The 24,428-nt window shown below is 72.2% G+C and carries 25 protein-coding genes; 6 read left to right on the forward strand and 19 right to left on the reverse strand.

The annotated features are described in order from the left end of the window. Window positions 1-20 precede the first annotated feature (20 nt). Together ACGFIB_RS06270 and ACGFIB_RS06275 are read left to right on the forward strand one after the other, a co-directional pair. A complete protein-coding gene (locus ACGFIB_RS06270) occupies window positions 21-914 on the forward strand; it encodes an EamA family transporter (protein ID WP_393368961.1) in 894 nt (297 codons plus the stop codon). 100 nt (window positions 915-1,014) lie between these two features. Continuing rightward, window positions 1,015-1,611, forward strand: coding sequence for a Uma2 family endonuclease (locus tag ACGFIB_RS06275; RefSeq protein ID WP_393368964.1), 597 nt, complete (start codon window positions 1,015-1,017; stop codon window positions 1,609-1,611). Window position 1,612: 1 nt separating this feature from the next. Here the strand turns inward: ACGFIB_RS06275 and hemL are convergent, their stop codons facing one another. The 7 genes from hemL to ACGFIB_RS06310 all read right to left on the reverse strand — a co-directional run bounded on the left by hemL (window position 1,613) and on the right by ACGFIB_RS06310 (window position 9,349). Beyond that, window positions 1,613-2,908 (reverse strand): glutamate-1-semialdehyde 2,1-aminomutase, encoded by a 1,296-nt coding sequence (gene hemL / locus ACGFIB_RS06280; RefSeq protein ID WP_357258876.1) that lies wholly within the window; start codon window positions 2,906-2,908, stop codon window positions 1,613-1,615. A gap of 106 nt (window positions 2,909-3,014) precedes the next feature. Then, complete coding sequence (locus tag ACGFIB_RS06285) at window positions 3,015-3,659, reverse strand: bifunctional DNA primase/polymerase (RefSeq protein ID WP_142567591.1); 645 nt, start codon at window positions 3,657-3,659, stop codon at window positions 3,015-3,017. A 120-nt stretch (window positions 3,660-3,779) separates the two neighbouring features. Then, on the reverse strand, window positions 3,780-4,766 hold the full coding sequence (gene hemB, locus ACGFIB_RS06290; RefSeq protein ID WP_357241914.1) for a porphobilinogen synthase: 987 nt from the start codon (window positions 4,764-4,766) through the stop codon (window positions 3,780-3,782). Between the two features lie 66 nt (window positions 4,767-4,832). Beyond that, window positions 4,833-6,422, reverse strand: coding sequence for a bifunctional uroporphyrinogen-III C-methyltransferase/uroporphyrinogen-III synthase (locus tag ACGFIB_RS06295; protein ID WP_142567593.1), 1,590 nt, complete (start codon window positions 6,420-6,422; stop codon window positions 4,833-4,835). Next, window positions 6,419-7,291 (reverse strand): hydroxymethylbilane synthase, encoded by an 873-nt coding sequence (gene hemC, locus ACGFIB_RS06300; RefSeq protein WP_393370012.1) that lies wholly within the window; start codon window positions 7,289-7,291, stop codon window positions 6,419-6,421. Before hemC ends, ACGFIB_RS06295 begins: the two co-directional genes overlap by 4 nt. 35 nt (window positions 7,292-7,326) lie before the next feature. Then, window positions 7,327-8,625 carry a glutamyl-tRNA reductase gene (locus ACGFIB_RS06305; protein WP_393368969.1) on the reverse strand — a complete coding sequence of 433 codons (1,299 nt, stop codon included), beginning with the start codon at window positions 8,623-8,625 and terminating at the stop codon, window positions 7,327-7,329. A gap of 25 nt (window positions 8,626-8,650) precedes the next feature. Continuing rightward, the gene (locus ACGFIB_RS06310; protein WP_142567596.1) at window positions 8,651-9,349 is read right to left on the reverse strand and encodes a redox-sensing transcriptional repressor Rex; all 699 of its coding nucleotides are present in this window, start codon (window positions 9,347-9,349) and stop codon (window positions 8,651-8,653) included. Window positions 9,350-9,543: 194 nt separating this feature from the next. On the opposite strand from ACGFIB_RS06310, the gene ACGFIB_RS06315 reads away from it, so the two are divergent. Further along, window positions 9,544-9,792, forward strand: a complete 249-nt coding sequence (locus ACGFIB_RS06315; RefSeq protein WP_142567597.1) for a glutaredoxin family protein — start codon at window positions 9,544-9,546, stop codon at window positions 9,790-9,792. Window positions 9,793-9,826: 34 nt separating this feature from the next. Here the strand turns inward: ACGFIB_RS06315 and ACGFIB_RS06320 are convergent, their stop codons facing one another. Further along, window positions 9,827-11,467, reverse strand: coding sequence for a putative quinol monooxygenase (locus tag ACGFIB_RS06320; RefSeq protein ID WP_357258867.1), 1,641 nt, complete (start codon window positions 11,465-11,467; stop codon window positions 9,827-9,829). Window positions 11,468-11,756: 289 nt separating this feature from the next. Here ACGFIB_RS06320 and ACGFIB_RS06325 point away from each other — a divergent pair, with 289 nt between their 5' ends. From ACGFIB_RS06325 to ACGFIB_RS06335, 3 genes are all read left to right on the forward strand, one after another. Then, complete coding sequence (locus ACGFIB_RS06325) at window positions 11,757-12,296, forward strand: sigma-70 family RNA polymerase sigma factor (RefSeq protein WP_357241901.1); 540 nt, start codon at window positions 11,757-11,759, stop codon at window positions 12,294-12,296. Between the two features lie 155 nt (window positions 12,297-12,451). Further along, the gene (locus tag ACGFIB_RS06330; RefSeq protein ID WP_393368975.1) at window positions 12,452-13,207 is read left to right on the forward strand and encodes a DUF5667 domain-containing protein; all 756 of its coding nucleotides are present in this window, start codon (window positions 12,452-12,454) and stop codon (window positions 13,205-13,207) included. Window positions 13,208-13,262: 55 nt separating this feature from the next. Beyond that, entirely contained in the window at window positions 13,263-14,132 is an 870-nt protein-coding gene (locus ACGFIB_RS06335; RefSeq protein ID WP_142567601.1) for an HAD family hydrolase, read from the forward strand. Between the two features lie 138 nt (window positions 14,133-14,270). On the opposite strand, the gene ACGFIB_RS06340 is transcribed toward ACGFIB_RS06335, so the two are convergent. The 11 genes from ACGFIB_RS06340 to ACGFIB_RS06390 form a co-directional block, all read right to left on the reverse strand. Beyond that, window positions 14,271-15,221 carry a lysophospholipid acyltransferase family protein gene (locus ACGFIB_RS06340; protein ID WP_393368978.1) on the reverse strand — a complete coding sequence of 317 codons (951 nt, stop codon included), beginning with the start codon at window positions 15,219-15,221 and terminating at the stop codon, window positions 14,271-14,273. A gap of 9 nt (window positions 15,222-15,230) precedes the next feature. Beyond that, entirely contained in the window at window positions 15,231-16,286 is a 1,056-nt protein-coding gene (locus ACGFIB_RS06345; RefSeq protein WP_393368981.1) for an NAD-dependent epimerase/dehydratase family protein, read from the reverse strand. Window positions 16,287-16,327: 41 nt separating this feature from the next. Then, window positions 16,328-16,426 (reverse strand): 30S ribosomal protein bS22, encoded by a 99-nt coding sequence (locus ACGFIB_RS06350; RefSeq protein WP_018654693.1) that lies wholly within the window; start codon window positions 16,424-16,426, stop codon window positions 16,328-16,330. Window positions 16,427-16,582: 156 nt separating this feature from the next. Further along, window positions 16,583-16,786 (reverse strand): helix-turn-helix domain-containing protein, encoded by a 204-nt coding sequence (locus ACGFIB_RS06355; protein ID WP_114029719.1) that lies wholly within the window; start codon window positions 16,784-16,786, stop codon window positions 16,583-16,585. 311 nt (window positions 16,787-17,097) lie between these two features. Further along, on the reverse strand, window positions 17,098-17,874 hold the full coding sequence (locus tag ACGFIB_RS06360; protein ID WP_393368984.1) for a phosphatase: 777 nt from the start codon (window positions 17,872-17,874) through the stop codon (window positions 17,098-17,100). 42 nt (window positions 17,875-17,916) lie between these two features. Continuing rightward, window positions 17,917-19,080, reverse strand: a complete 1,164-nt coding sequence (locus tag ACGFIB_RS06365) for an acetoin utilization protein AcuC (protein WP_393368987.1) — start codon at window positions 19,078-19,080, stop codon at window positions 17,917-17,919. A gap of 78 nt (window positions 19,081-19,158) precedes the next feature. Then, window positions 19,159-20,343 carry an ABC transporter permease gene (locus ACGFIB_RS06370; RefSeq protein WP_393368990.1) on the reverse strand — a complete coding sequence of 395 codons (1,185 nt, stop codon included), beginning with the start codon at window positions 20,341-20,343 and terminating at the stop codon, window positions 19,159-19,161. A gap of 10 nt (window positions 20,344-20,353) precedes the next feature. Beyond that, window positions 20,354-21,013, reverse strand: coding sequence for an ABC transporter ATP-binding protein (locus tag ACGFIB_RS06375; protein WP_189104876.1), 660 nt, complete (start codon window positions 21,011-21,013; stop codon window positions 20,354-20,356). A 128-nt stretch (window positions 21,014-21,141) separates the two neighbouring features. Then, window positions 21,142-22,530, reverse strand: a complete 1,389-nt coding sequence (locus ACGFIB_RS06380) for an efflux RND transporter periplasmic adaptor subunit (RefSeq protein WP_393368993.1) — start codon at window positions 22,528-22,530, stop codon at window positions 21,142-21,144. A gap of 100 nt (window positions 22,531-22,630) precedes the next feature. Continuing rightward, entirely contained in the window at window positions 22,631-23,425 is a 795-nt protein-coding gene (proC, locus tag ACGFIB_RS06385) for a pyrroline-5-carboxylate reductase (RefSeq protein ID WP_142567608.1), read from the reverse strand. Between the two features lie 107 nt (window positions 23,426-23,532). Beyond that, a complete protein-coding gene (locus ACGFIB_RS06390) occupies window positions 23,533-24,369 on the reverse strand; it encodes an NAD(P)H-binding protein (protein WP_393368996.1) in 837 nt (278 codons plus the stop codon). Window positions 24,370-24,428 lie beyond the last annotated feature (59 nt).

Raw genomic sequence — 24,428 nt, forward strand, 5'->3', positions numbered from 1 at the left:
CACTGATCTCCCGCTGATTCATGCGCCCCCGCCACCTCGCTCTCGCCGTCGCACTCGCCGCCGTCTGGGGCGTCAACTTCGTCGTGATGCAGACGGGCCTGAAGCACTACCCGCCGCTGACGTACGCCGCGCTCCGGTTCCTGCTGGCCGCCTTCCCCGCCGTACTGGTCGCCGGAGGGCCGCGCGTGCCCTGGCGGTGGGTGGTGGCCACCGGCGCGTCGCTGGGTGTCGCCCAGTACGGCCTGCTCCTGCTGGGAATGCGCGCCGGGATGCCCGCCGGGCTGACCTCTCTGGTCATCCAGGTGCAGGCCGTGTTCACCGCGCTGTTCGCGACCACGCTGCTGGGCGAACGACTCGGCCCCCGGCGGATCGCCGGGATGGCCGTGGCCTTCGGCGGCCTCGCCCTGATCGCGGCCGGCGTCGCCGCGAAGTCGGGAGCGATCCCCTTCGGGGCGTTCCTGCTGTGCGTCGGCGCGGCGGCCGGGTGGGGGCTCGGCAACGTCGCCACCCGCAGGGCCGCGCCGCCCGACTCCCTGCGGTTCATGGTCTGGGTCAGCGCGGTCTCGGCGCCGCCCCTCCTGGCGCTGTCCCTGGTGACCGAGGGACCGTCCTCGCTGACGTCGTTCACGGCGGAGGGCGTGGGGGCCGTGCTCTACACCGCGTTCCTGTCCACCCTCGGCGGCTTCGCCGTCTGGGGGTGGCTGCTGACGCGCTACGACGCCTCGGTGGTCGCGCCGTACAGTCTGCTCGTGCCGGTCTTCGGCATCGCCTCCGCCGCGCTGTTCACCGGAGAGCCGATCTCCCCTCTCACGGTCGCCGCGGGCGCCCTCATCCTCGCCGGCCTCCTATTCGCAACCACGCGCCCCCGTACGGCCCCCGCCCGCGAAAGGCACTCCCTCCCCGCATCCCGCTGATCCTCGCCCTCGCATGCCAATCGGGAGACAATGGGTGAGGGCCACGCGATTGAGTGGAACGGCTACCGTGAGTGACGAGGATGACACTAAGGTGCACGACGTGAGCAGCGCACTCGAGTACTGGCCGGCGCCGCCTCCCTGGGGGTGGGCCGCGGACGACCTCGATCATCTGCCCTATGAGGGCCCGAACGGCGAGCCCGACTTCTTCAAACACGTCGAACTGATTGATGGAGCACTCGTCTTCATGCCCCCCCAGCGGCGGTTCCACCAGCGGCTCATCCGCGGCCTGTCAGAACGGCTTGCCGTACAGGTGCCGCCGCATCTGACGGCGGTCGATCAGATGGACGTCAAGCTGGGGTCTCGGACGCGTCCGTGCCCGGACCTGATGGTCATCGACGCAGAGGCGGCGACGGACAACACGCGCACCTTCTACGAGGCGCGGGAGGCCCATCTCGTGATCGAGATCGTCTCCCCCGAGTCGGTGGAGCGCGACCGCAAGCTCAAGCCGCTGCGGTACGCCGAGGCGGGCATCCCGCACTTCTGGCGGGTGGAGGAGAGCGACGGGCGTCCCGTCGTCTACGTGTACGAACGGGACCCCGCCACCGGCGCGTACACGCCGACCGGGATCCACCACGGGCACCTGGCGGTGCAGGTGCCCTTCCCGTTCGAGGTGGATCTCGACCAGCTGGTGAAGTGAGTCAGACCCCGGCGACCTGGGCGGCGGCCTTGGCGGCCAGGGGCAGGGCCTCTGCCACCTGGGTGAGCGCCGCGTCGTCGTGGGCGGCCGACAGGAACCACGCCTCGTACGCCGACGGCGGCAGGTAGACGCCCTGGTCGAGCATGCTGTGGAAGAACGCGCGGTAGGCGTCGGTGTTCTGCGTCCGGGCCGAGTCGAAGTCGGTGACCGGGGTGTCGGTGAAGAAGATCGAGAAGAGGTTCCCGGCCCGCTGGAGGCGGTGCGGGACCCCGGCGGCGGCCAGCGCGTCGGAGGCGACCCTGCCGATGACCAGCGCGGACGCGTCGATCCTGTCGTAGGCGTCGTCGTCGCAAGCGCGCAGCGTGGCCAGCCCGGCCGCGCAGGCCAGCGGGTTGCCCGACAGCGTGCCGGCCTGGTAGACGGGCCCCTCGGGGGCGAGGGCGGCCATGACCTCCGCCCTCCCGCCGAACGCGGCGGCGGGCAGACCACCGCCCATGACCTTGCCGAATGTCATGAGGTCGGCCTCGACGGGGTCGATGCCGTACCAGCCGGAGGCGGACACGCGGAACCCGGTCAGCACCTCGTCGACGATCAGCAGCGCGCCGTGCTCGGTGCACAGCTCGCGCAGGCGCCGGTTGAAGCCCTCGGCGGGCGGCACGACGCCCATGTTCGCCGGGCACGCCTCGGTGATCACGCAGGCGATCTCGAAGCTGCGGAAGGCCTCCTCGACCGCCTCCACCGAGTTGTACGGCAGGACGATCGTGTCGGCCGCCGAGGCGCCGGTGACGCCGGGGGTGTCGGGCAGGCCGAAGGTGACGACCCCGGACCCGGCCGAGGCCAGCAGCGCGTCCACGTGCCCGTGGTAGCAGCCGGCGAACTTCACGACCTTCGCGCGCCCGGTGAAGCCGCGGGCCAGCCGTACGGCGGACATGGTGGCCTCGGTGCCGGAGCTGACCAGGCGGACCTTCTCGACGGGGGCCACCCGGGAGACGATCTCCTCGGCGAGCAGGACCTCGCCCTCGGTCGCGGTGCCGAACGAGAAGCCGCGCGCGACGGCCTCCTCCAGGGCCTCCACGACGGCGGGGTGGCGGTGGCCGAGGATCATCGGGCCCCAGGAGCACACCAGGTCGACGTAGCGATTGCCGTCCACGTCGGTGATGTACGGCCCCTCGCCGGAGGCCATGAAGCGGGGAGTGCCGCCCACGGCGCCGAAGGCGCGCACCGGCGAGTTGACGCCGCCGGGAACGATCCGGCGGGCGCGGTCGAAGAGGTCCTCGGAGGTCTGCGTGCGAGTCACGCCCTCCAGGTTACGGGGCCACCCGTCCGGAGCCCCTACCGGGAACGGGGAGCGGCTCGTGATCTCACGCCATAACGAGACAGGCGAAACGACTACGAGCCACGACCTACTCGCAGAAGTCGGCGAGCAGGTCGAGCACGCGCAGCGGGTCGGGCAGCGGACGCCCGTCGGGGGGCCTGATCCAGCTCACGACCTCGCCCGAGGGCGCGGTGGACGGCGGCGCGAGCACGTAGCTGTCCCGGCAGTGCCAGCGCAGCCCCGGCGTGCTGTCGATCGTCTCGGGTCCCGCGTCGAGGCTGCAGGACCACCACTCGTCCTCGTCCTCGGGCGCCCCACGCGTCGCCACGAAAAAAAGCACCCGGTCGCCGTTCTCGGCGACCGGGCCCGTGTCGAAGCCTGCGGCGTCCATGGCGGCCAGGGCGGGACGGCCCGCCGCGGCCGGTACGTCGAACACGTCGAACACCCTGCCGGTGGGCAGGATCACGTTCGCGTCCGGATCCTGCTTCCACCACCGCGTGAGCAGCGCCGTGTCCGTCGTGGCCTGCATCTGCCACGCGGGCGACAGCGGGTGCATGCCGGGGTCGGGACAGCCGACCCGGTCACAGGAGCACGCCCTGCCTCCCTCGCTCAGCGGATGCGCGCCCAGACAGCTCGCCCAGCCCAGTTGCGCGTACTCGAGCACCGACGTCATCTTCCGCGGTGCGTGATGCGCACGCCGTTTCGCACGTCGGGCCAGCGGTACCCCCACCATGGCGCTCCTCCCCACAAGCGTCACCCCGCTGCCCTCCTGCGATACGCAAGATGCTCGCGGTACGTACCTGATAATGCCTTCTGCCTGATTGCGACGCGGCAGGACCCCCCTGATGAGGTGTCAGGATAGTCCGCGGGCGACCTCGGTGGCCCAGTAAGTGAGGATCATGTCGGCACCGGCGCGGCGGATCGCGATCAGCGACTCCATGATCACCCGCTCCCGGTCGATCCAGCCGTTGGCCGCCGCCGCCTCGACCATCGCGTACTCACCGCTGACCTGGTAGGCGGCGACCGGCACCTCGACGGTGTCGCGCACCTGCCGCAGGATGTCGAGGTAGGCCAGGGCGGGCTTGACCATGACGGCGTCCGCGCCCTCGGCCAGGTCGAGGCGCACCTCGCGCAGCGCCTCGCCGATCGGACCGGCCGGGTCCTGCTGGTAGGCGCTGCGGTCGCCGAACTGCGGCGCGCACTCCGCGGCGTCGCGGAACGGTCCGTAGAACCCGGATGCATACTTGGCGGCGTACGCCAGGATCGGGATCTCGGCGAAGCCGCCGGCGTCGAGGGCCGCCCGGATGGCGCCGACCTGGCCGTCCATCATGCCGCTGGGCGCGATCATCCGGGAGCCGGCCGCCGCCTGCGCGAGCGCCGCCGACGCGTAGCGCTCCAGCGTCGCGTCGTTGTCCACCTCGCCGTCCGGCGTCAGCAGGCCGCAGTGGCCGTGGTCGGTGTACTCGTCCAGGCAGGTGTCGGTCATCAGCACCAGCGCGTCACCCAGGTCGGAGGCGAGGTCGCGCAGCGCCACCTGGACGATGCCGTCCGGGTCGTCGGCGCCCGACCCCCGGGCGTCCTTGTGCGCCGGAATCCCGAACAGTATGAGCCCGCCCACACCTGCCTCGGCCGCCTCGTGGGCCGCCTTGCGCAGGGACTCGCGGGTGTGCTGGACGACCCCGGGCATGGAGCCCACCGGCTGCGGCTCGGCGATGCCCTCCTTGACGAACATCGGCAGGACGAGCTCGGCCGGGTGCAGCCGCGTCCCCGCGACCATCCGGCGCATCGCGGCGGTACGGCGCAGCCGCCTGGGCCGCGCCACCGGGTACTGGGCGTTCACAATGGTCTCCCCGCTCCGGATCGCGCGAGCCCGCCGGATGCCCCGGCGGGCCGCAGGACAATCAGTTCACTTCACGCGTCGCCGCGCGCCCCTGCGCATCTGCGACGGACGGCGGGGCACCTCGCCCGCCGAGACGGCGGCGTGCCGCATCTTCGCACCGTAGTCCGCCAGCGCGGCGGCGAGAGCCGAAGCGGACGGCTCGTCGGCCATCACGTCGACCCGCAGGCCGAACTCCTCGGCCGTCTTCGCCGTCTGCGGCCCGATGACCGCGATCACCGTGACGCTGTGCGGCTTTCCGGCGATGCCGACGAGGTTCCGGACGGTCGAGGACGAGGTGAACAGCACGGCGTCGAACCCGCCGCCCTTGATCGCCTCGCGGATCGGGGCGGGCGGCGGCGCGGCGCGCACGGTCCGGTAGGCCGTCACGTCGTCGCACTCCCAGCCGAGCTGGGTCAGCCCCGCCACCAGCGTCTCGGTCGCGATGTCGGCCCGCGGCAGCAGCACCCGGTTGATCGGGTCGAGCATCGAGTCGTACGGCGGCCACTCGGCCAGCAGGCCCTCGGACGACTGCTCGCCCGTCGGCAGGAGGTCGGGCTTCACGCCGAACTCCACCAGCGCCCGCGAGGTGGCCTCGCCCACGGCGGCGACCTTGAGCCCGGCGAACGCCCGGGCGTCCAGGCCGTATTCCTCGAACTTCTCGCGCACCGCCTTGACCGCGTTGGCGCTGGTGAAGGCGACCCACTCGTAGCGGCCGGTCACCAGGCCCTTGATTGCGCGGTCCATCTGCTGGGGCGTGCGCGGCGGCTCGACGGAGATCGTCGGGACCTCCTCGGGCACCGCGCCGTACGAACGCAGTTGCTCCGACAGCCCCTTGGACTGCTCCTTGGTGCGCGGCACGAGCACCCGCCAGCCGAACAGCGACTTGGTCTCGAACCAGGACAGGCGGTCGCGCATGCCGACGGCGTCGCCCACCACGACCAGCGCGGGCTCGGTCATCCCGGCGTGCTTGAGGTCGGGACCGAGCCGACCGAGCGTGGAGACCACCGTGTACTGCTCGGTGGTCGTGCCGTCGCTGGTCACCGCCACCGGCGTCGAGTCGGGCTTGCCGCCCGCGATCAGCGCCTTGCTGATCGGGACCGCGTCGGCGACACCGTTGTAGATCACCAGCGTGCCCTCGCACGCGGCGTGCTTGGCCCAGTCGTCGACCTGCGCGGCGTCCACGATGCGGAACTCCGGCACCGAGGCCGCCGGCGGGATTCCGGCGTAGGTCAGCACGGCCGTGGCCGGCGGCACACCGGGCACGATCTCGAAGTCCACGTCCGCCTTGGCGCAGGCGGCCACCTCGTCGGTGACGGAGGAGAAGAAGGACGGGTCGCCCGAGCACAGCCGCACGACCGTGCGGCCCGCCTTGGCGGCCTGGATGGTCTTCAGCGACACCGAGTTCTCCGCCGCGTCGGCGGAGCTGTCCACCACCTCGGCGTCCTCGCGGCAGTGGCGCAGCAGCGCGCCGTACGCCTGCCGGTCGAGCACGACGACATCCGCCCTGCCCAGCAGGTCGGCGCCGCGCAACGTGAGCAGGTTCTCGTCACCGGGGCCGGCGCCGACGAAGGCGACGAACCCGGACCGGGTCTGCGTGCTGTGATTCGCGGGGCTCAACGGGCCTGCTCCCCCATCAACGTGTCGGCCCCCTCGGCGATCATGGCTGCCGCGAGTTCGCGGCCCATCTCCACGGCCGTCGCAGAGGGTCCGGAGGCGGACTTGCGCACCGACCGTGCGCCGTCGACGGCGACGACGGCGGCGGTCAGACTGAGAATGTGCCCGTCACCGGAGGCGAAAGCACCTACCGGGGCCGCGCAACCGGCCTCGAGGGCGGCGAGCACCGAGCGCTCGGCGTCCACCGCGGCCCGCGTCAGCGGGTCGTCGACGGCGCTCAGCAGCTCGATGAGGTCGTCACGGCCGGCCAGGCACTCGACGGCGAGGGCGCCCTGCCCGGGAGCGGGCAGCATCTCGTCGACCTCGAACACCTGGGCGATCTCCCCGTCCCGGCGGATCCTGACCAGCCCTGCGGCGGCCAGCACGATGGCGTCGAGCTCGCCCGACGTCACCTTGCCGATGCGGGTGTCCGCGTTGCCCCTGATGGGGACGTATTCGAGATCCGGCCGGAGCAGCTGTAGCTGGGCCACCCGGCGCGGTGAGCCGGTGCCGATGCGGGCGCCGGCGGGCAGGTCGTGCAGCTTGACCGGGCCGACGAGCGCGTCGCGCGGGTCGTCCCGCCGGGTGATCGCAGCCATCGCGATCTGCTCGTCCGGCTTGGTCGGCAGGTCCTTCAACGAGTGGACCGCGAAGTCGACCTCGCCGGCGAGCAGCCGGCCGCGCAGGTCGCTGACGAACACTCCGGTGCCGCCGAGCTGGGTCAGCTGGGCCCGGGACACGTCGCCGAACGTGGTGACGCCGACGAGCTCCACCTCCCGGCCGGTCAGGGCGGTCAGCCGGTCGGCGACGATCCGCGACTGCGAGGTCGCCATCAAACTCTTGCGGGTGCCGAGCCGCAGGGGGACGGTCACTGTTCCACCTCCAGGCTCGCGACGGCTTCGGGCGTCTTCGGGTCGAGGCCGAACAGCTCGCGCAGCGCCTCCGCGTACTGGTCGCCGCCCGGGGATGCGGCCAGTCTCTTGACCCGTACGGTCGGCTCGTGGAGCAGCTTGTCCACGACCCGCCGAACAGTCTGGGTGATCTCGTCCCGCATCCGCCCGTCGAGGTCCGGCAGGCGGGACAGCAGCCGGCCCATCTCCGCGTCGACCACCCCGGCGGCCTTGCTGCGCAGGGCCACGACCGTGGGGGTGACGAGCGCGGCGCGCGCGGCGTCGAGGTAGGCGGCGACCTCCTCGGCCACGATGCGCCTGACCTCGCAGATCGCCTCGGCCCTGCCGCCGTCGGAGACGTCGTCGCCCACGCCGTCCTGCTGCATCGACTTCAGGTCGACCAGCGTCACGCCGGGCAGGTCCCGTACGCCGGGGTCCACGTCGTGGGGCAGCGCGAGGTCGAGGACGAACAGCGGCCTGTCGCGGTCCCCGATCGTCTCCGCGGTGATGGTGCGGGTTCCCGCGCCGACGCAGGAGATGACCAGGTCGGCCTCCGCCAGCTCGGCGGGGACGTCGGCCAGGTCCGCGGCCCGCCCGCCGACCGCCTCCGCGAGCCGTTCCGCCCGCTCGCGGGTGCGGTTGGCGATGACGATGTCGGTCACGCCCGCGCGGGACAGCGTCGCGGCGGACAGCGAGCTCATCGAGCCGGCGCCCACGACCAGGGCCCGCCTGCCGGTGATCGGGCCGAGCACCCGCTCGGCGAGCGTCAGCCCGACCCCGACCAGCGACGCGCCGGCCCGGTCGATGTCCGTGTCGGCGTGCGCGCGCTTGCCCACGCGCAGCGCGTGCTGGGCCAGCTCGTTGAGCGTGGTCCCGGCCGTGCCCTCCTCCTGCGCCAGGCGCAGCGCGGCCCGGATCTGGCCGAGGATCTGCCCCTCGCCGATCACCATGGAGTCGAGCCCGCAGGCGACGCTCAGCAGGTGCTGGACCGCCCGGTCCTCATAGTGCACGTACAGGTGCCGGGCGAGCGTCTCCTGCGGCAGGCCCGAGTGCGCGGCGAGCATGTTCGTCACCGCGATCACCCCGCCGTGGAACCGGTCGACCACGGCGTAGACCTCGACGCGGTTGCACGTCGAGACGACCAGCGCCTCGGACACGTTCTCGTCGGACTGCACGTCGTGCAGCAGCTTGACGAGGGCGTCCCCGCTGACCGTGACACGTTCGAGCAGCGCGACCGGTGTGGTCCGGTGGCTCAGGCCGACGACGAGGACACTCATGAGCTCGCTCCGATCGATGGCTCACTCACATGACCACCCCGTCCGGCCACTCCTCGGCCATGATGGGCCCTCCATTAGCCTTGCGCTGCTCGTGGAACGCAAGTATCTGCAGTTCGATGGATAAATCGACTTTACGGACATCCACGCCGTCAGGCACAGCCAGGACGACGGGGGCGAAGTTCAAAATACTGGTGACGCCGGCCGCGATGACACGATCGCAGACCCGCTGCGCCGCCGTCGCAGGGGTGGCGATCACCACGATCGAGACGCCGCGCTTGCTGATCACCGACTCCAGCTCGTCGGCGTGCTCGACGACGAGACCCGCGATGCGATCGCCCACGACGTGCGGATCCGCGTCCAGCAGGCCCGCGATCCGGAACCCGCGGGAGGCGAACCCGCCGTAGTTGGCCAGCGCCCGGCCGAGGTTTCCCACGCCGACGATGGCCACGGCCCAATCCTGAGTGAGACCAAGCTCACGCGATATTTGGTAGATGAGGTACTGCACGTCGTAGCCCACGCCCCGGGTGCCGTACGACCCGAGGTGGGACAGGTCCTTGCGGAGCTTGGCGGAGTTCACCCCGGCGGCGAGCGCGAGATCCTCCGAGCTCACCGTCGCCGTGCCTCGTTCGGCCATCCCGTTGAGCGCACGCAGATAGAGCGGCAACCTCGCCACGGTGGCGTCGGGAATGCCGCGATCGCGGGCCTGCGGGATACGACGGATCACTTGCCGGGGCTCCAGGGGGACGGACGGCCGGTTGCGCCCCCGGCCGCACAGCGGATGCGACGGATGAGTACCAGGTTAGTGCCTTTGTGAAGCAATGCACAAAGTCGATCGTGTTCGGCTTCCTCGTGTTCAAGGGTCCCAGGAGGGGGCGGCGGTCTCCATTCCGGGCCGGAGGGATCGCGATAATCGAGAGCATGGCGCCTCAAGACCACCGGATCACGCTGCTCGGCAAGCCCGGCTGCCACCTGTGCGACGACGCCCGCGCGGTGATCGAGCGCGTGGCCGCAGAGCTGGGCGTTCCTTGGGAGGAACGCGACATCACCGCCTCACCGGAGGACCAGGCCGAGTACGGGGAGATGATCCCCGTCGTCCTGATCGACGGCGTGCAGCACGACTACTGGCGGGTCAACGAGAACCGCCTCCGCGAGGCCCTGCGGCGATGAGGTCGCGGCCGGAGTCGATGCGGCCGGGGTCCGGCTAGCGGATCTGGCGGGTGGGGAGGGGTGCCACCTTGGCGGCGTTGACGCTGAGCTCGATCACGTTGGCCGCCAGCACGTACCTCACCCGCTCGGTCGTGAACCGCTCCATGTGCGGCTGCCGCTGGTGCTCGCCGTAGCCGACCTCGTCGCGGTAGAGCTCGTAGACGATGCGCTGGAGCGGGGCCGACTTGACCGCGTGGCAGACGAACAGCAGCGTGTCGGGCTCGTTGCGCTGAACGGCCTCCACCGTCTCCTCCGCCAGCTTGTCGAACGCCTCGCCCGAACCGTCGAGCAGCGTGAAGACGGTCAGCAGGCCGTAGATGCCGGGGGCCGGCTTCACCGAACTCCCCTGGCCTGCGGGCCGGCCCGCCTGCCCGCCGCCCTCGCGGCCCATGACGGGCCGGGACCTGCCGCCGAACCCCACGCCGAAGCTGGCGGCGAGGTCGGCCGGGTCGGAGATCTCGGCGCCGGGATAGAGGGCTCCCGTGGCGGGCATCGCCCGGTCGGGCTCGACCGGGGACGCGGGCATTCCGTACTCGGGCCGGCGGGGCTGGCCGTACTGGTCCGCGGCGAGAAGCTGGCCGGTGGCCGGCCCGCCGAACCCGTCGGCGTGCGAGGGGACGTCCGAGGGCCGCATGCGCGCGGCGTAGTCGACCTCGCCCTGCTCTCCCGCCCGGTATTCGGCCACCAGATCGCCGAGCCCGGAACGGCGCGGCGCTCCCGGACCCCCAGCCCCCGGAATCCCGGCTCCCGGAATCCCAGCTCCTTGAGTGCCGGCCGCTCCCGGCATCCCGGGAGGAACCGCGCCCGGTCCGCCGGGGCGGCCGCCCGGAGCTCCACGCGGCGGCGCGGGCGGCCCGGAGGGCGCGGAGGGCACGCGGGTCTCGGCCCGCAGGGCGCCGCCGGCCCGTCCGGCGCGCCTCCCCTGCCACTCCTCCTCCGGGACCTCGTCGTCCTCGCCCTCGTCGTCGTACGGCGCGAGCGGCCGGGCCACGGCGTACCAGACGCCTCCGGCGGAGGCGGCCAGCACCACGACGACGACCAGCCCGGGAAGCCCGAACTCGAGCACACCCGACATCGCCATTCCCGCCGGGGCGAGCACGACGGTCGCGTTCATGTTGTCGACGTCGTACTCGTCGCCGTCCCGCCAGGCCATCACCGCCATGGCGAGCAGGAGCAGGAGCATGAAGATCACCAGGCCGTGGACGCCACGCAGCAGCCACTCCGGCCACAGGTCCCAGTGGGCCGGCCCATCGGGCAGCGACTTGCCGAAGCCGGCGGTGACGACGGGGTCGAGCACCATGATCACCGTGCCTACGACCGTCAGCGCGGCGCCGAGGAGCCAGCCGGCGAAGCGGGCGCCGCCCTTCTCCGCGAGGAGCTGGATGACGCCGATCGACAGCCAGAGCGGCGCCAGCAGCGAGCCGGTGATCTGGTAGACCCGGAACGTCACGGGCCCGAACCCGGTGAGGTGGCCGACGGCGATGGCTCCGAGCGACAGCGCGAGCGCGCCTGTGGCGATGCTCCACGCGATCAGCCAACCGGCCGGCTCGTCACGGAGACGCCCGACGAGGACGCCGGTGGTGATGCCGGCGAGCAGTGCGCCGGCGAACGCGAGGAGAGCGACGAGGACTTCCATGGTGGCTCCCATGCTGCCGGACATCTGCTTCCCACCGGTAGCCGGTCACCCTGTCCGGGAATGCCACCGCCCCCGTCTCCACTCTTGAAATGGATTCCTCCACCCGAACGGATTGTGTTATCTCCCGTTGATTTCTAGAGTGTTCGAGCACGCCGACTCCCCTTCCCCCATGGGATAACGGATGCCGAACACGTGGCCGTTAACCGGGCTTTCCCCTCCGGTCGTAGCAGGAGCAGCGCAAGCCGCGCGTTCTGCCGATCTCACCGACCGCGAGCACGAGCACGACGAGATGCGAAACCTCGTGCTGCGCGCCAAGACCGGCGACAGCGAGGCGTTCGGCGTGCTCTACGACCACTACCTGGAGCTGGTCTACCGGTACGTCTACTTCCGGGTCGGTGGCCACGCGCTCGCCGAGGACCTGACGAGCGAGACGTTCCTGCGGGCGCTGCGGGGCATCTCCGAGTTCACCTGGCAGGGCCGCGACTTCGGCGCCTGGCTCGTCACGATCGCCCGCAACCTCGTCACCGACCACTACAAGTCGGGCCGCAACCGCCTTGAGGTGACCACCGCCGAGATACTCGACACGCCCCTGGACGGCCCGCACATCCCCGAGAACGCGGTCGTCGCCAACATGGTCAACGAGCACGTGATGCTCGCGATCAAGCAACTCGGCGCGGAGCAGCAGGAATGCGTGATCCTGCGCTTCCTGCACGGGATGTCGCTGGAGGAGACGGCGGTGATCATGGGCAAGAAATCCGGGGCGATCAAGGCGCTCCAGTTCCGGGCGATCAGGGCGCTCGCCCGGGCGTTACCCGACGATCTCGGCTGACCCCCCCGTAACCATTACCCGTACCCCATCGTTGGGCATGTGGCAGGTTGGATCTTCAGGCGGATCTCGCGGGCCGGCCGGGAGGCGGCGAAGGCTTCCAGGGCCCCGCGAACGGATCTCCGCTGCGCGTCAGGCGGGGGGATGGCGGGAGCGTGATGGGCTGGTGGCGACCCTCGCGCCGCGCGGGCGGCCCGGCGTCGGCCCACACCCGCTGGGACGCCGTTCGCCGCTTCCTGCTGCGCCGGCGGGCGTCGGCCCGCGCCCGCGGGGTGGCCGCGCGCGTGGGCGGCCTGCGCTCCCTGCTGGGCGGCGGCCCGAGACCGGAGTTCCGCGAAAAGCTGCGAGCCGAGCTGATGGGGGCCCACGCCGCCGAGCGCGCCGCGGGCAGGCACACGGCGGGAAAGCACGCGGCGCCCCCCGCCGCGCCGCCGCGGCCCCGCCGGTCCCTGCTCGTGCGGCTGCGCCCCCTGATGGTGTTCTGCGCGCTGCTGGCGGGGATGTTCGGCACCGGTGTGCGCACCTACCACGCCGTACCGGGCGAGGTGCTGTACCCGTTGAAGAGGATGGCGGAGTCGACGGTGCTCGATCTCGCGCACGACGAGGAGGAGCGGGCGAAGCGGCAGATGGTCGCGGCGCGGCAGCGGGCGGCCGAGACCGCCTCGCTGGTGGACAAGGCGACCCCGGAGCGCCGCCGGCTCATCGGGCAGACGCTCGACGACATGGAGACGACCACCAGGGCCGCGCTGAGCCGGGTGACGCGGCAGGGGCGCACCGACGGCGGGGCGCGCGAGTTCGCCCGTGAGCAGCGCAATCTCGTGGAGCCGCTGCTGCCGAAGCTCGACCGGGAAAATCGCGACAAGGCCAACCAGTACCTGAGTTATATCGAGTCGTTCACCGGTTCCGGACGTTGACACGTCATGTCCTGCTCCCGTTCCGTGCACTCTCCGGCGGTTAAGCTGATGAGTCATGAGGCGGCTATTGCGACGGCGGGAAGAGGCGGAGATCGCCGGCGAGGTGGCGGCCGCCGCGGCGGTGTCCGTCCCCGAGGTCGTCCCCGACCTCACGGCGGCGGCGTTCTTCGACGTCGACAACACCATGATGCGCGGCGCCTCGATCTACCACTTCGCCCGGGGACTGGCGGCGCGCGGCCTGTTCACCAGCCGTGACCTCATGAAGTTCGCGCTCGGGCAGGCGTGGTTCCGCGTGCGGGGCAACGAGAACCCCGAGCACATCGCCAAGGCCAAGGACATGGCCCTCGCCTTCGTCGCCGGGCTGAAGGTGGACGAGGTCGTCCGGCTGGGCGAGGAGATCTACGACGACGTGATGGCCGACCGCGTGTGGCAGGGCACCCGCGCGCTGGCTCAGGCGCACCTGGACGCCGGGCAGCGGGTGTGGCTGGTCACCGCCACGCCGGTGGAGCTGGCCCGCGTCATCGCGCAGCGGCTCGGGCTCACCGGCGCGCTCGGCACGGTCGCCGAGACCGCCGACGGCGCCTACACCGGAAGGCTCGTCGGCGACCTGCTGCACGGCCCGGCCAAGGCCGAGGCCGTCCGGGCGCTGGCGCGCCGCGAGGGCCTCGACCTGGCGCGCTGCACGGCCTACAGCGACTCGGCCAACGACCTGCCGATGCTCTCCCTCGTAGGGCACCCGCACGCCATCAACCCCGACAGCGAGCTGCGCGAGCACGCCAGGGAGAACGGCTGGGACGTCCGCGACTTCCGCACGGGCAGGAAGGCGACGATGATCGGCCTGCCGATCGCCGCGACCGCGGGGGCCATCGCGGGCGGCGTCGCCGCCGGGATCGCCCTGCGCCGCCACTACCGCTCCGCCCTCTGAGACGCCGCCGCTCCGGTCTCCGGCACCGCCGCTCCGCGCTCTGACGCCGCCGCTCCGCCCCCTGGCTCCGCCGCTCCGCCTACGGGCACCGCCGGTCCGCTCTACGACCCCACGGCTCCGCCGTCGGGCAGCGTGGTGTCACAGCACGATCGGGGGGAACGCCGGGCCCCGGCGCAGCCGCAGCGCGTCGAGCTGCCGCTGCACGGTCTCCCGGACGTGGTCGGTCAGGTCGAAGACCAGCATGGGGTCGTCGGCCTCCTCCGGGGCGTACTCGTCGGTCCGGATCGGCTCGCCGAACTCGATCAGCCACTTGGACGGCAGCGGAAGCAGGCCGAGCGGACCGAGCCAGGGGAACAGCGGCGTGATCGGCAGGTAGGGCAGGCCGAGCAGCCGGGCGAGCGCCGGAATGTCGCCGATCTTGGGGTAGATCTCCTCCGCCCCCACGATGGTGCACGGGATGATCGGCACACCGGCTCTGATGGCCGACGCGACGAACCCGCCCCGGCCGAACCGCTGGAGCCGGTAGCGCTCGGAGAACGGCTTGCCGATGCCCTTGAAGCCCTCGGGGAAGACGCCGACGACCTCGCCCTTGCGCAGCAGCCGGTCGGCGTCCTCCGGGCAGGCGAGCGTGTGCCCGGACTTGCGGGCCAGGTGCCCGAGCACGGGAAGCTGATAGACCAGGTGCGCCCCGAGCAGGCGCAGCGGCCTGCCCAGCTCGTCGTGCACCGCGACCTGCAGCATGAGCGCGTCCACGGGCAGCGTGCCGGAGTGGTTGGCCACGATCAGCGCGCCCCTGTCGGCCGGCACGTTGCCGAGCCCGAGGGTCTCGGTCCTGAACCAGCGCCGGTAGAGCGGGCGCAGCGCCTCAAGCAGCACCTTCTCGTTGAGCTCGGGGTCGAAGCCGAACTCGTCGACCTCGTACTCGCCGGTGACCCTGCGCCGCAGGAACGCGAACAGCTCGGCGAGCCGCTCGTCGGCCGCGCTTCCCCCCGCGCTCTCTCCCGGGCTTCCTCCCGGGCTCCCGTCCGTGCCGTCGCCCATGCGTTCGTTCGCGCTTTCGCCCGTACGCCGACCCTGGAAGTCGTTCATCAAGTCCCGTCACGAAATCGGCCGGACGAAGTCGGCCAGCCAGTCGACCAGAGCGCGCGGCAGGTCGCCGGGACCGCCTCGCGACCTGAGGAAGTCGTCGAACGCCGCCGCGGTGCTGTATTTCGGCCGCCAGCCGAGCTCGGCGGCGAGCCTGGTGGTGTCCACCGCCCGGCCGTGGCTCATGAGCGCGAGCTGCTCGGGCGAGAAGTCCACCAGCCGCGCGCCCCGGGCGAGCCCGCTGACGAAGCGGAAGGCGGGGGACGGCATCGGGATCACCGGCCGGCCCGTGCGCCGCGCGCACTGCGACAGCAGCAGGACGCCGTCGCCCGCGACGTTGAACACGCCCGGGTGGTCGGCCCCCGCCGTACGGCACAGCACCTCGACCGCGTCGTCCTCGTGGACGAACTGCAGGCGTGGATCGAAGCCGAGCACGGTGGGCAGCACCGGCTGCGAGAAGTAACTCGTCAGCGGTGAGTCGACGCCCGGCCCCATGAAGGTGGCGAACCGGAGCGTCGTCGTCGTCACGTCGGGCCGGCGCCGGGCGAAGCCCCGCACGTACGTCTCGACCTCGGTGGCGTCCCTGGCGTACCCGGAGTGCGACACCTCGACGGGCTCGGTGTCCTCCGTGAACACGGCGGGAGCGTGCGGCGAGGAGCCGTACACGGCCGTGGTCGACCGCACGACCACCCGGCGCACCGTGGCGGAGCGCTGACACGCCGCGAGTAGCTGCATCGTCCCGATGACGTTGTGCTCCTTCATGGCCGGCCTGCCGCCGCCGGGGCCGCTGACCAGACTGAGGTGCACGACGGTGTCGACGTCGGCGTCCCTGATGACCTGGACCAGGTCGGGACTGCGCAACGCGACCCGGACGAACTCCGTGCGGCCGAGCACCGCGCCGTCCTCCCCGGCAGGGGATGGCGGCGGCGCCGTGTCCACGCCGACGACCCGGTCGATCTCCGGGTCGGCCGCGAGCGCGATCGCCACACGAGCGCCGATGTGACCGGAGACACCGGTGACCAGCACAGTACGAGCCATCGACGCCTCGCCGGGGGTGTGCGTGTTCACGGTCGCCCGGTCCCTGAGGACCGGTGCGCGCTCCGTCTCGGCTACTTCTTGTTACGCCGCTGGATGCGGGTCTTCTTCAGCAGCTTGCGGTGCTTCTTCTTGGCCATGCGCTTGCGGCGCTTCTTGATCACAGAGCCCACGGGACCCCCAGGTGAAGGTGTGTCTGTCAAATCGGCGCGCGAGCGCACACCGGCACAACAGACTACCGGCGATCCGTGGTAGATCGCTCCCCCGGGGGACCCCGCGTCGACCGGGAGTCGGCCACGCCGCCGTCAAGCGTGGTCACCCGGGCGCGTTCACCCTGCTTCGATGAACGCGTCCCGTAAGTAGTCGTGGACCGCCTGCTCGGGCACTCTGAAGGACCGGCCGACACGGATGGCCGGTAACTCCCCGGAGTGCACCAGCCGGTACACGGTCATCTTGGACACCCGCATGACGGTCGCGACTTCGGCCACCGTCAAGAACTTCACCTCGCTGAGAGGTCTTTCGCCTGCAGCCATCGGACGCCTCTTCCGCACGTGTTTCCGGGTTATCCCCACTGGTGCCATTGCTCACGCACGTGTACTGCCGTCAGCGTAAGTCCGGACTCCGAGTAGGCAAACCCCTCATTCGGTCAACCAACGGAGCCGTATCCCCCGAAAACCGGGAAAGTCGCTGGCAGCAGCCGGACCGTGCCCCTCGCCTCAACCTTGGAACGGACCAACTTCTCTCACATTAGAGTCGCCCAGGCACACGAAAAAGTTGGCAAACGGTCGACACACCCGCGCAAAAACGGGCGCGAAAATCCCGGTTTGGGAGGTCCGGAAGGGGGTCAGAGGCTGCGGGCGACCCGGCCGAGCAGGTACGCCGTCAACGGAGCGTAGAAGCGGGGAAGCACATTGTCATCCAGGGGCACGGCGACGGCGATCTTCCCCTCCGCCTCGCCCACGAACAGCGCGGGGTCGTTGCTGTCGGCGAAGCCCACGGTCTCGATCCCGGCCTCGCCCGCCGCCCCCGCCCAGCCGTGGTCGGCGATCACGAAGTCGGGCCGCTCCTCGGCGAGCATCGCCTCCATCGGCGCCGCCTCGTGGGTGTGCACGAACGTGCCCCGGTCCTCCAGCATCGCCACGCCGTCGAGGTAGCGGATCTCCCTGCGGCGGCCGAGACCGCCGACGTACGTCCACCCCTCGGCCGGCAAGAGCAGGGTCGCCCCGTTGTCCGCGAGGAACCGCGCCAGCGCGAGGTGGACGGTGAGCAGGCCGGTCGGGTGACCGGTGGCCAGCACGATCCGGGGCGCGCCGCGCCGCAGCACCTTGGCGATCCGCTCGCCCATCTCCTCGACGGCGTCGATCGTCCGCTCGGGGTCGATGGTGTCGGGGCCCTCGCGGTGGCCGGGGTCGGCCGCCACCCCCACCTTGTCGGCCATCAGCGCCAGCACCTCGCGGTAGGACCACTCGCCCTCGAAGGTGAGCCCGAAGAGGTAGTGCGGGTCGCGCAGCGCGAGCGACCGGTAGTGATCGAGGTTGTTCTCGCGGCTGGTCGCCACGTCACCCGCGATGGCGGTCCGGACGAGATGTTCGCGCAACTCGGCTCGCTTGGGAGGGGTCACGGCAGGTACAGCGCTCCTCTGCTCGGCGTGATTCCGTACTTCTCAGGGCATGGGGTCCAGGCCGTGGAAGGGGAACACCGCCTTCCTCGTCGCGATGACGGCCCGGTCGACGGCGTCGGCTGGATCGTACCCCTCCGAAATGTCCCGCCATTGCGGGTGCCGTCCATCCGTCATGGTCAGGGGGGGCACCTCCCCGGTGCGCTTGCCCACGTACGTCCGCCAGGTGTCCGGCGTGGCGGTCGACGGCTCGACCGGGCGCCCCAGCGCCTCGGCGATCAGATGCGTCCACGCCCGCGGCACAACCTGGACCAGCTCGTATCCCCCGCCGCCCACCGCGATCCACCGGCCGCTGGCGGTCTCGTGGGCCAGCCGGTGCAGCGCGGCATACGCCGTTCGCTGTCCGTCCAGGCTCAGCATGAGATGGGCCAGCGGGTCGAGGGCGTGGCTGTCGCAGCCCTGCTGGGTGACCAGGATCTGCGGCCGGAAGGCGTGCAGCAGCGGCGGGACCACCGCGTGGAAGGCGCGCAGCCACCCGGTGTCGCCGCATCCGGCCGGCAGCGCCACGTTGACCGCGGTGCCCTCCGCCCCCGTCTCCTGCGGGAAACCGGTGCCGGGGAACAGCGTGCGCGGGCTCTCGTGCAGGCTGATCGTGAGCACCCTCGGGTCGTCGTAGAACGCGGCCTGCACGCCGTCGCCGTGGTGGACGTCCACGTCCACGTACGCGATCCTCGTCGCGCCCTGCGACAGCAGCCACGCGATGGCGACCGCCGGGTCGTTGTAGACGCAGAAGCCGCTGGCGGCGCCGGGCATGGCGTGGTGCAGCCCGCCCGCGACGTTGACCGCGTGCTCGGCCTCACCCGTCCACACCGCCCTGGCGGCGGCCAGCGACGCGCCGGTGACCAGGGCGGACGCCTCGTGAACGCCCACGAAGGCGGGGTTGTCCTCGGTGCCGAGCCCGTAGCGCAGGTCCGGGCGGCCGTCCTTCGAGACGTTCTTGACCGCCTCGATGTAGTCCCGGTTGTGCACCAGCGCGATCTCGTCCTCGGTGGCGGGGGCGCAGCCGGTCGTCTCAGTGCCGTCGAGCACGCCCAGGTCGCGGGCGAGCGCCATGGTGAGCTCCACGCGTACGGGCGCGAGCGGATGGCCGGGCCCGAAATCGTACGAAACCAGAGCGTCGTCCCAGACGACCCGCACCGCCTGACTCATGCGGCGACGGTACCGCAAAGGCCGTCACCGGCGTTCACCCGGCCGTTCGGTCCGTGCCCCGATCAGTCCGTGCCCCGATCAGTCCGTACGGAGGGCGACGACGGGATCGAGCCTGGCCGCCCGCCGGGCGGGGGCCACGCCGAAGAAGACGCCGACGGCCGCGGAGACCCCGAAGGCGAGCACGATCGACCACCACGTGATCGACGCGGGCACCGGCGAGACCGCCTGGATCAGCAGCGCCCCGCCGACCCCGGTCAGGATGCCGATCACACCGCCGATCGTGGTCAGCAGCACGGCCTCGATGAGGAACTGCCCGAGGATGTCGCGGCCACGGGCGCCGAGGGCCTTGCGCAGGCCGATCTCCTTGGTGCGCTCCCTGACTCCGACCAGCATGATGTTGGACACCCCGACGCCGCCGACCAGCAGGGAGATCCCCGCGATGGCGGCCAGCACGCCGGTCAGCATGCCGAGGACCGTGCCGATCGTGCCGAGGAGCTGGGTCTGCGTGACGGCCGAGAACGTCTCGCCCGGGTAGCGGGCGTCCAAAGCGGCCACGACCCGCTGCCGCAGCGATTCGATCTCGTCCGGGCCGGAGGCGCCGACGGCGATGCCGTTGATCCTCGGCAGCCCGATCAGCCGCTGGGCGGTGGTGACCGGCAGGTGCACCTCCTGGTCCCGAGCCACCCCGAACGTGGATCCGACGGTCTCGTAGACGCCGATCACCCGGAACCGCACCCCCGCGATCGTGACCTGGCGGCCGATCGGATCGATGTCCCCGAACAGCTTGGCCGCGACCTCCGAGCCGAGGATCACCACGCGCCGCCGCGTGTCCACGTCGGTCTCGCTGAGATAGCGGCCCCGGCGCAGCGGCCGGTCGAAGACGTGGGGCATGTTCTCGTCGGTCCCGGTGAGCGTGGCGAACACCTCCACGCGGCCCACCCGGACCGGCTCGCCGGAGTTCACCGCGACCGTCACCCTCGACGGGTCGCCCACCACGCGCCGCACGTACGCGACGTCCGACAGGTCGAGGCGGCTCTGCGTGGGGGCCGCGCCCAGCCCCACCTGGCCGGGGACCACGAGGATGATGTTGCTGCCGAGCCCCGAGATCTCCTTTTCGACGGCGTTCTTGGCCCCGGTGCCGATGGCGACGAGGATCACGACCGAGAACACGCCGATGATCACACCGAGCATGGTCAGCGTGCTGCGCAGCCGGTTGACCCGCAGCGCCTCCACCGCCATCCGCAGCGCCTCGGCGGTCCTCATGACGCCGTCCTCATGTGTCGCGCTCGATCCGGCCGTCGCGTACGTGGATCCGGCGACGGGCCCGGGCGGCGACCTCGGCGTCATGGGTGACGAGGACGACGGCGACGCCGCCCTCGTTGAGCCGTTCGAGCAGGCCCATCACCTCCTCGCCGTTGCGGGTGTCGAGGTTGCCGGTGGGCTCGTCGGCCAGCAGCACCCGGGGATCGCCCACCAGCGCCCGGGCGATCGCCACCCGCTGCTGCTCGCCGCCGGACATCTGGGACGGCCGGTGCGTGAGCCGGTGGCCGAGCCCGACCGCCTCCAGCGCCGCCCCGGCCCGCTCCCTGCGCTCGGCGCGGGACACACTCCGGTAGACCAGCGGCAGCGCCACGTTGTCGAGCGCGGACGTGCGGGCCAGCAGATGGAAGGACTGGAACACGAAGCCGATCGTGCGGTTGCGCAGCTCGGCCAGTCCGGCGTCGTCGAGCGTCGCGACGTCCACCCCGTTCACCCGCAGCGTGCCGGAGGTCGGCCGGTCGAGGCAGCCCAGCAGGTGCATCAGCGTGGACTTGCCCGAGCCCGACGGTCCTGCGATCGCCGCGAACTCCCCCTGCCCGATGCGCAGGCTCACCCCGCGCAGCGCGTCGACCAGCACCCCGCCGTCCAGGCGGTAGGAGCGGGTGAGGCCGATCGCCTCGAACGCCGGGACGGGTTCGCCGGTCGCCCCCGGCGACGCCGCCGCGGCGGGCCCGGCGGCGTGCGCGCCGGTGGACGCGCCGGTGGACGCGGCGGCAGGCCCGGCGGCGCGCTCGTCGCGGCTCACGACAGCGACTGACCGGGGCGTACGGCGTCGGCGCCCCTGACGACCACCCGCTCACCGGGGGACACCCCGCTGAGGATCTCCACGACCGCGTCGCCCTGCGCGCCCAGCCGGACGACCCGCCGCTCGGCCCTGCCGCCGCGCACCGCCCACACGATCGTCTCCCTGCCGCTCGTCACGATCGCCGACGCGGGCACGGCCGTGGCGTTCTCCGAGCGGCGCACGGCCAGCCGCACCACGGCGCTCATCCCCGGCTTGGGCGCGGGGGCCGCGCCGCCGTCGTCGTAGGCGCCCCGGCCCAGGCGCAGCCGTACGGGATAGCTGACCCCGCCGGTCGCGCCCTCCTTGGGGGTGACCCCCACGCCCGTCACGCTGCCGGTGTACGTCGCGCCGGTCACCGCGTCGAACTCGACCTCGGCCGGTGTGCCCCTGCGCACCAGCAGCACGTCGGTCTCGTCCACGTCGGCCGACAACGTGAGCACCGACACGTCGGTCACCGTGACGATCGGGTCCCCGGCGGCCACCGGGACTCCGGTGGCGATCGTCCCGCCGGAACGGCCGGCGGGGACGGCGGCCGCGGCGCCCGCCTGGCTCGCCAGGCCGGCCGGCAGCTGCGAGACCAGCGCGCCGAGACCGGCCCCGCCCGCGGCGGAGGACGCGCCGCCGAGCGTGACCACGCCGCCGAACGGCGCCCTGACGACCAGGGCGTCCACGGCCCGCTCGGCCGCGTGCACGGCCGCCCTGGTCTGGGACCTCGACGCGGCCCGCAGGGACGCCATGGACGCGCTCAGCCCGCTCATCCCCGCGCTCACCTGGCCGCTCACCTGCGACAGCGTCTGGTCGAGCGAGCGGGTCAGCCCGTCGAGCACCTCGTCGAGCGCCCGCCGCCGGGCCCGCTGAACCTTGTCCGCGGCGTCGACGGCGGCCAGCAGCCGGGCCCTGGCCGTGCGGTCGCCGATCGACCGGGCCGCTTTCCTCGCCTGCGCGAACGACCGGGCGACGTGCGCGTCGAGCGAGCTCGGCAGCCGCAGGCGCGGCAGCCGTACGCCGACCGGAGCGCCGCCGAAGGACACCGGCCGGGCGGCCTGCCTGTCGGCCTTCCGCGCGGCCGAAAGCTGCTGTCTGGCCTGCGGAGAGCTGATCCTGGCGAGGATCTGGCCCTTCTTCACCGTGTCGCCGTCCTGGACGTACAGGCGGGCGACCGTGCCGGAGGCGGGGGCGGTCAGGGTCGCCGTCGCACGCGCGCCCACCGTCGCCGGGGCCTCGACGACCTCGCTGACGGTGGTTCTGGTGACCACGGCCACCGGGGCCTTCTGTGGTTCCGCGGACGTGCATCCGGCGGCGAGCAGGACGGCGAGAAGGGGGACGACCCCGCGACGAGACGTCACCCGCCAATCGTAAAGCGGTGGTCATCTTCCGTCCCGGGAACGCCGGTCACCACCGGGCAAAGTGCGGCAACCGGGGCGGCTCCGGGAGGGAGCGCCGAGGTCAGCCGGCGGCGAGACGCCGGCTGCGCTCGCAGGCCGCCTCGATCGCGTCGAGGAACGCGGCCCGCACCTTGTGGCGCTCCAGCTCGGCGATGGCGGAGATCGTGGTGCCTCCCGGCGAGGTCACGGCCTCGCGCAGGATCACCGGGTGCTCCCCCGAGTCGCGCAGCATGATCGCGGCGCCGACGATCGACTGGGTGACCATGTCGAGGGCGGCGGCGCGCGGCATGCCCAGCAGGATCCCGGCGTCGACCATGGCCTCGACCAGATAGAAGAAGTACGCCGGGCCGCTGCCGGACAGGGCGGTGGCGGCGTCCTGCTGCGACTCGGGGATGCGCAGCACCTTGCCCACCGGGCTGAGCAGTTCCTCGGTGCGCTTGAGGTGCTCCTCGAAGGCGTGCGCCCCGGCCGAGATGACGCTCATGGCCTCGTCCACCAGGACGGGCGTGTTGGACATGACGCGGACGACCGCCACGCCGTCCCCGAGCCTCGCCTCCACGAACGCGGTCGTGATGCCGGCCGCCACCGAGATCACCAGCCGGTCGGCGGCCACGTGCGGGGAGATCTCGGTCAGCAGTGCGCCCATGTCCTGCGGCTTGACCGCGAGGATCACCGTGTCGGCCAGCTTGGCGGCCTCAGCGTTGCTCGCGACCCGCACGCCGTACCGCTCGCGCAGCGCCTCGGCCCGCTCTGGCCTGCGGGCCGTCGCCACGATCTCGTCCGGCCGCAGACCGGCGCGTACCAGCCCGGAGAGCAGGGCCTCGCCCATCTTTCCGGTCCCGAGAATCGCGATCATTGCTGCACCTCTTCTGGGCTGTGCCGGGATCTGCCGGGATCTGCCCGCAGCTTACCGACCCTGCCTCGCGGAGCCGAACGCGCTGCGCCACGCGCCGGCCGAAAGGGTCAGTCCCAGTGTCCCGCTGCGGCGGTCCCGGCGACGTAGTCCTCGAACCGCCTGGGCGGCCGGCCGAGGGCGTGTTCCACGCCGTCGGAAGGCGCGGCGCCCCGCCCGTCGCGGATGTCGAGGAGGAGGCCCGTGAGCAGCCGCGCGACGTCGGACGGGACGCCGTTCGCGACCTGACGCTCCACGAAGACCTCGGGATCGACGTCGACGTGCCGGATCGTGCGCCCCGTGGCCCTGCCGATGAGGCCGCCGGCCTCGCCGAAGGCGATGGCCCGCGGGCCGGTCAGACAGTAGATCCGGCCGCTGTGGCGCTCGTGCGTCAGCGCCGCCGCGGCGACCTCGGCGATGTCCTCGGCGTCGACGAACGGGGTGCGCCCGTCGCCGGTGGGCAGGGCCAGGGCCCCGGCGAGGATGCCCTGCCGCCAGAAGGCCTCGCTGAAGTTCTGCGCGAACCAGTCGGGCCGCAGGATGGTCCAGCCGACGCCCGAGTCGCGCACGGCCTGCTCCGCGGACTTCAGAGGGTGATCGTCACCGGCCTCGCCCACACCGCGGGCGGACAGCAGCACCAGCCGCCGTGCGCCCGCGGCCACCGCCTCGGCCACGAGAGCGGGGACGCGCGCCCGGCGGTCCAGGCCCGGCCGCAGGTCGGGCTCGACGATGTAGACGGCGGCGGCCCCGCCGAGCGCGGGACCCCAGGTCTCCGGTCTGCCCAGATCGAAGGGCACGTCCCCGCCGGTGCGGGATGCCGTACGTGCCTGCATACCGGCGGCCTTCAGGCGCCGGACGAGGCGACGACCGGTCTTGCCGGTGCCGCCGAGAACGAGGATCTTCTCCATGCCTCAAGCAAAGCGGGGGAAGCCAAGACGATCCATGGGAGAACGTCCCTCATCCATTT

Source organism: Microbispora bryophytorum, assembly GCF_043197435.1.
Taxonomy (GTDB): Bacteria; Actinomycetota; Actinomycetes; order Streptosporangiales; family Streptosporangiaceae; genus Microbispora; species Microbispora bryophytorum.

What these genes read in the sequence shown, in the direction of transcription:
- ACGFIB_RS06270 (WP_393368961.1), top strand. Translation starts at nt 21, where the DNA reads ATGCGCCCCCGCCACCTCGCTCTCGCCGTCGCACTCGCCGCCGTCTGG.
- ACGFIB_RS06320 (WP_357258867.1), bottom strand. Translation starts at nt 11,467, where the DNA reads ATGGAAGTCCTCGTCGCTCTCCTCGCGTTCGCCGGCGCACTGCTCGCC.
- ACGFIB_RS06285 (WP_142567591.1), bottom strand. Translation starts at nt 3,659, where the DNA reads ATGGTGGGGGTACCGCTGGCCCGACGTGCGAAACGGCGTGCGCATCAC.
- ACGFIB_RS06325 (WP_357241901.1), top strand. Translation starts at nt 11,757, where the DNA reads ATGCGAAACCTCGTGCTGCGCGCCAAGACCGGCGACAGCGAGGCGTTC.
- hemC (WP_393370012.1), bottom strand. Translation starts at nt 7,291, where the DNA reads ATGGCGACCTCGCAGTCGCGGATCGTCGCCGACCGGCTGACCGCCCTG.
- ACGFIB_RS06335 (WP_142567601.1), top strand. Translation starts at nt 13,263, where the DNA reads ATGAGGCGGCTATTGCGACGGCGGGAAGAGGCGGAGATCGCCGGCGAG.
- ACGFIB_RS06355 (WP_114029719.1), bottom strand. Translation starts at nt 16,786, where the DNA reads ATGGCTGCAGGCGAAAGACCTCTCAGCGAGGTGAAGTTCTTGACGGTG.
- ACGFIB_RS06330 (WP_393368975.1), top strand. Translation starts at nt 12,452, where the DNA reads ATGGGCTGGTGGCGACCCTCGCGCCGCGCGGGCGGCCCGGCGTCGGCC.
- ACGFIB_RS06315 (WP_142567597.1), top strand. Translation starts at nt 9,544, where the DNA reads ATGGCGCCTCAAGACCACCGGATCACGCTGCTCGGCAAGCCCGGCTGC.
- ACGFIB_RS06305 (WP_393368969.1), bottom strand. Translation starts at nt 8,625, where the DNA reads ATGAGTGTCCTCGTCGTCGGCCTGAGCCACCGGACCACACCGGTCGCG.
- proC (WP_142567608.1), bottom strand. Translation starts at nt 23,425, where the DNA reads ATGATCGCGATTCTCGGGACCGGAAAGATGGGCGAGGCCCTGCTCTCC.
- ACGFIB_RS06390 (WP_393368996.1), bottom strand. Translation starts at nt 24,369, where the DNA reads ATGGAGAAGATCCTCGTTCTCGGCGGCACCGGCAAGACCGGTCGTCGC.
- ACGFIB_RS06370 (WP_393368990.1), bottom strand. Translation starts at nt 20,343, where the DNA reads ATGAGGACCGCCGAGGCGCTGCGGATGGCGGTGGAGGCGCTGCGGGTC.
- ACGFIB_RS06340 (WP_393368978.1), bottom strand. Translation starts at nt 15,221, where the DNA reads ATGAACGACTTCCAGGGTCGGCGTACGGGCGAAAGCGCGAACGAACGC.
- ACGFIB_RS06365 (WP_393368987.1), bottom strand. Translation starts at nt 19,080, where the DNA reads ATGAGTCAGGCGGTGCGGGTCGTCTGGGACGACGCTCTGGTTTCGTAC.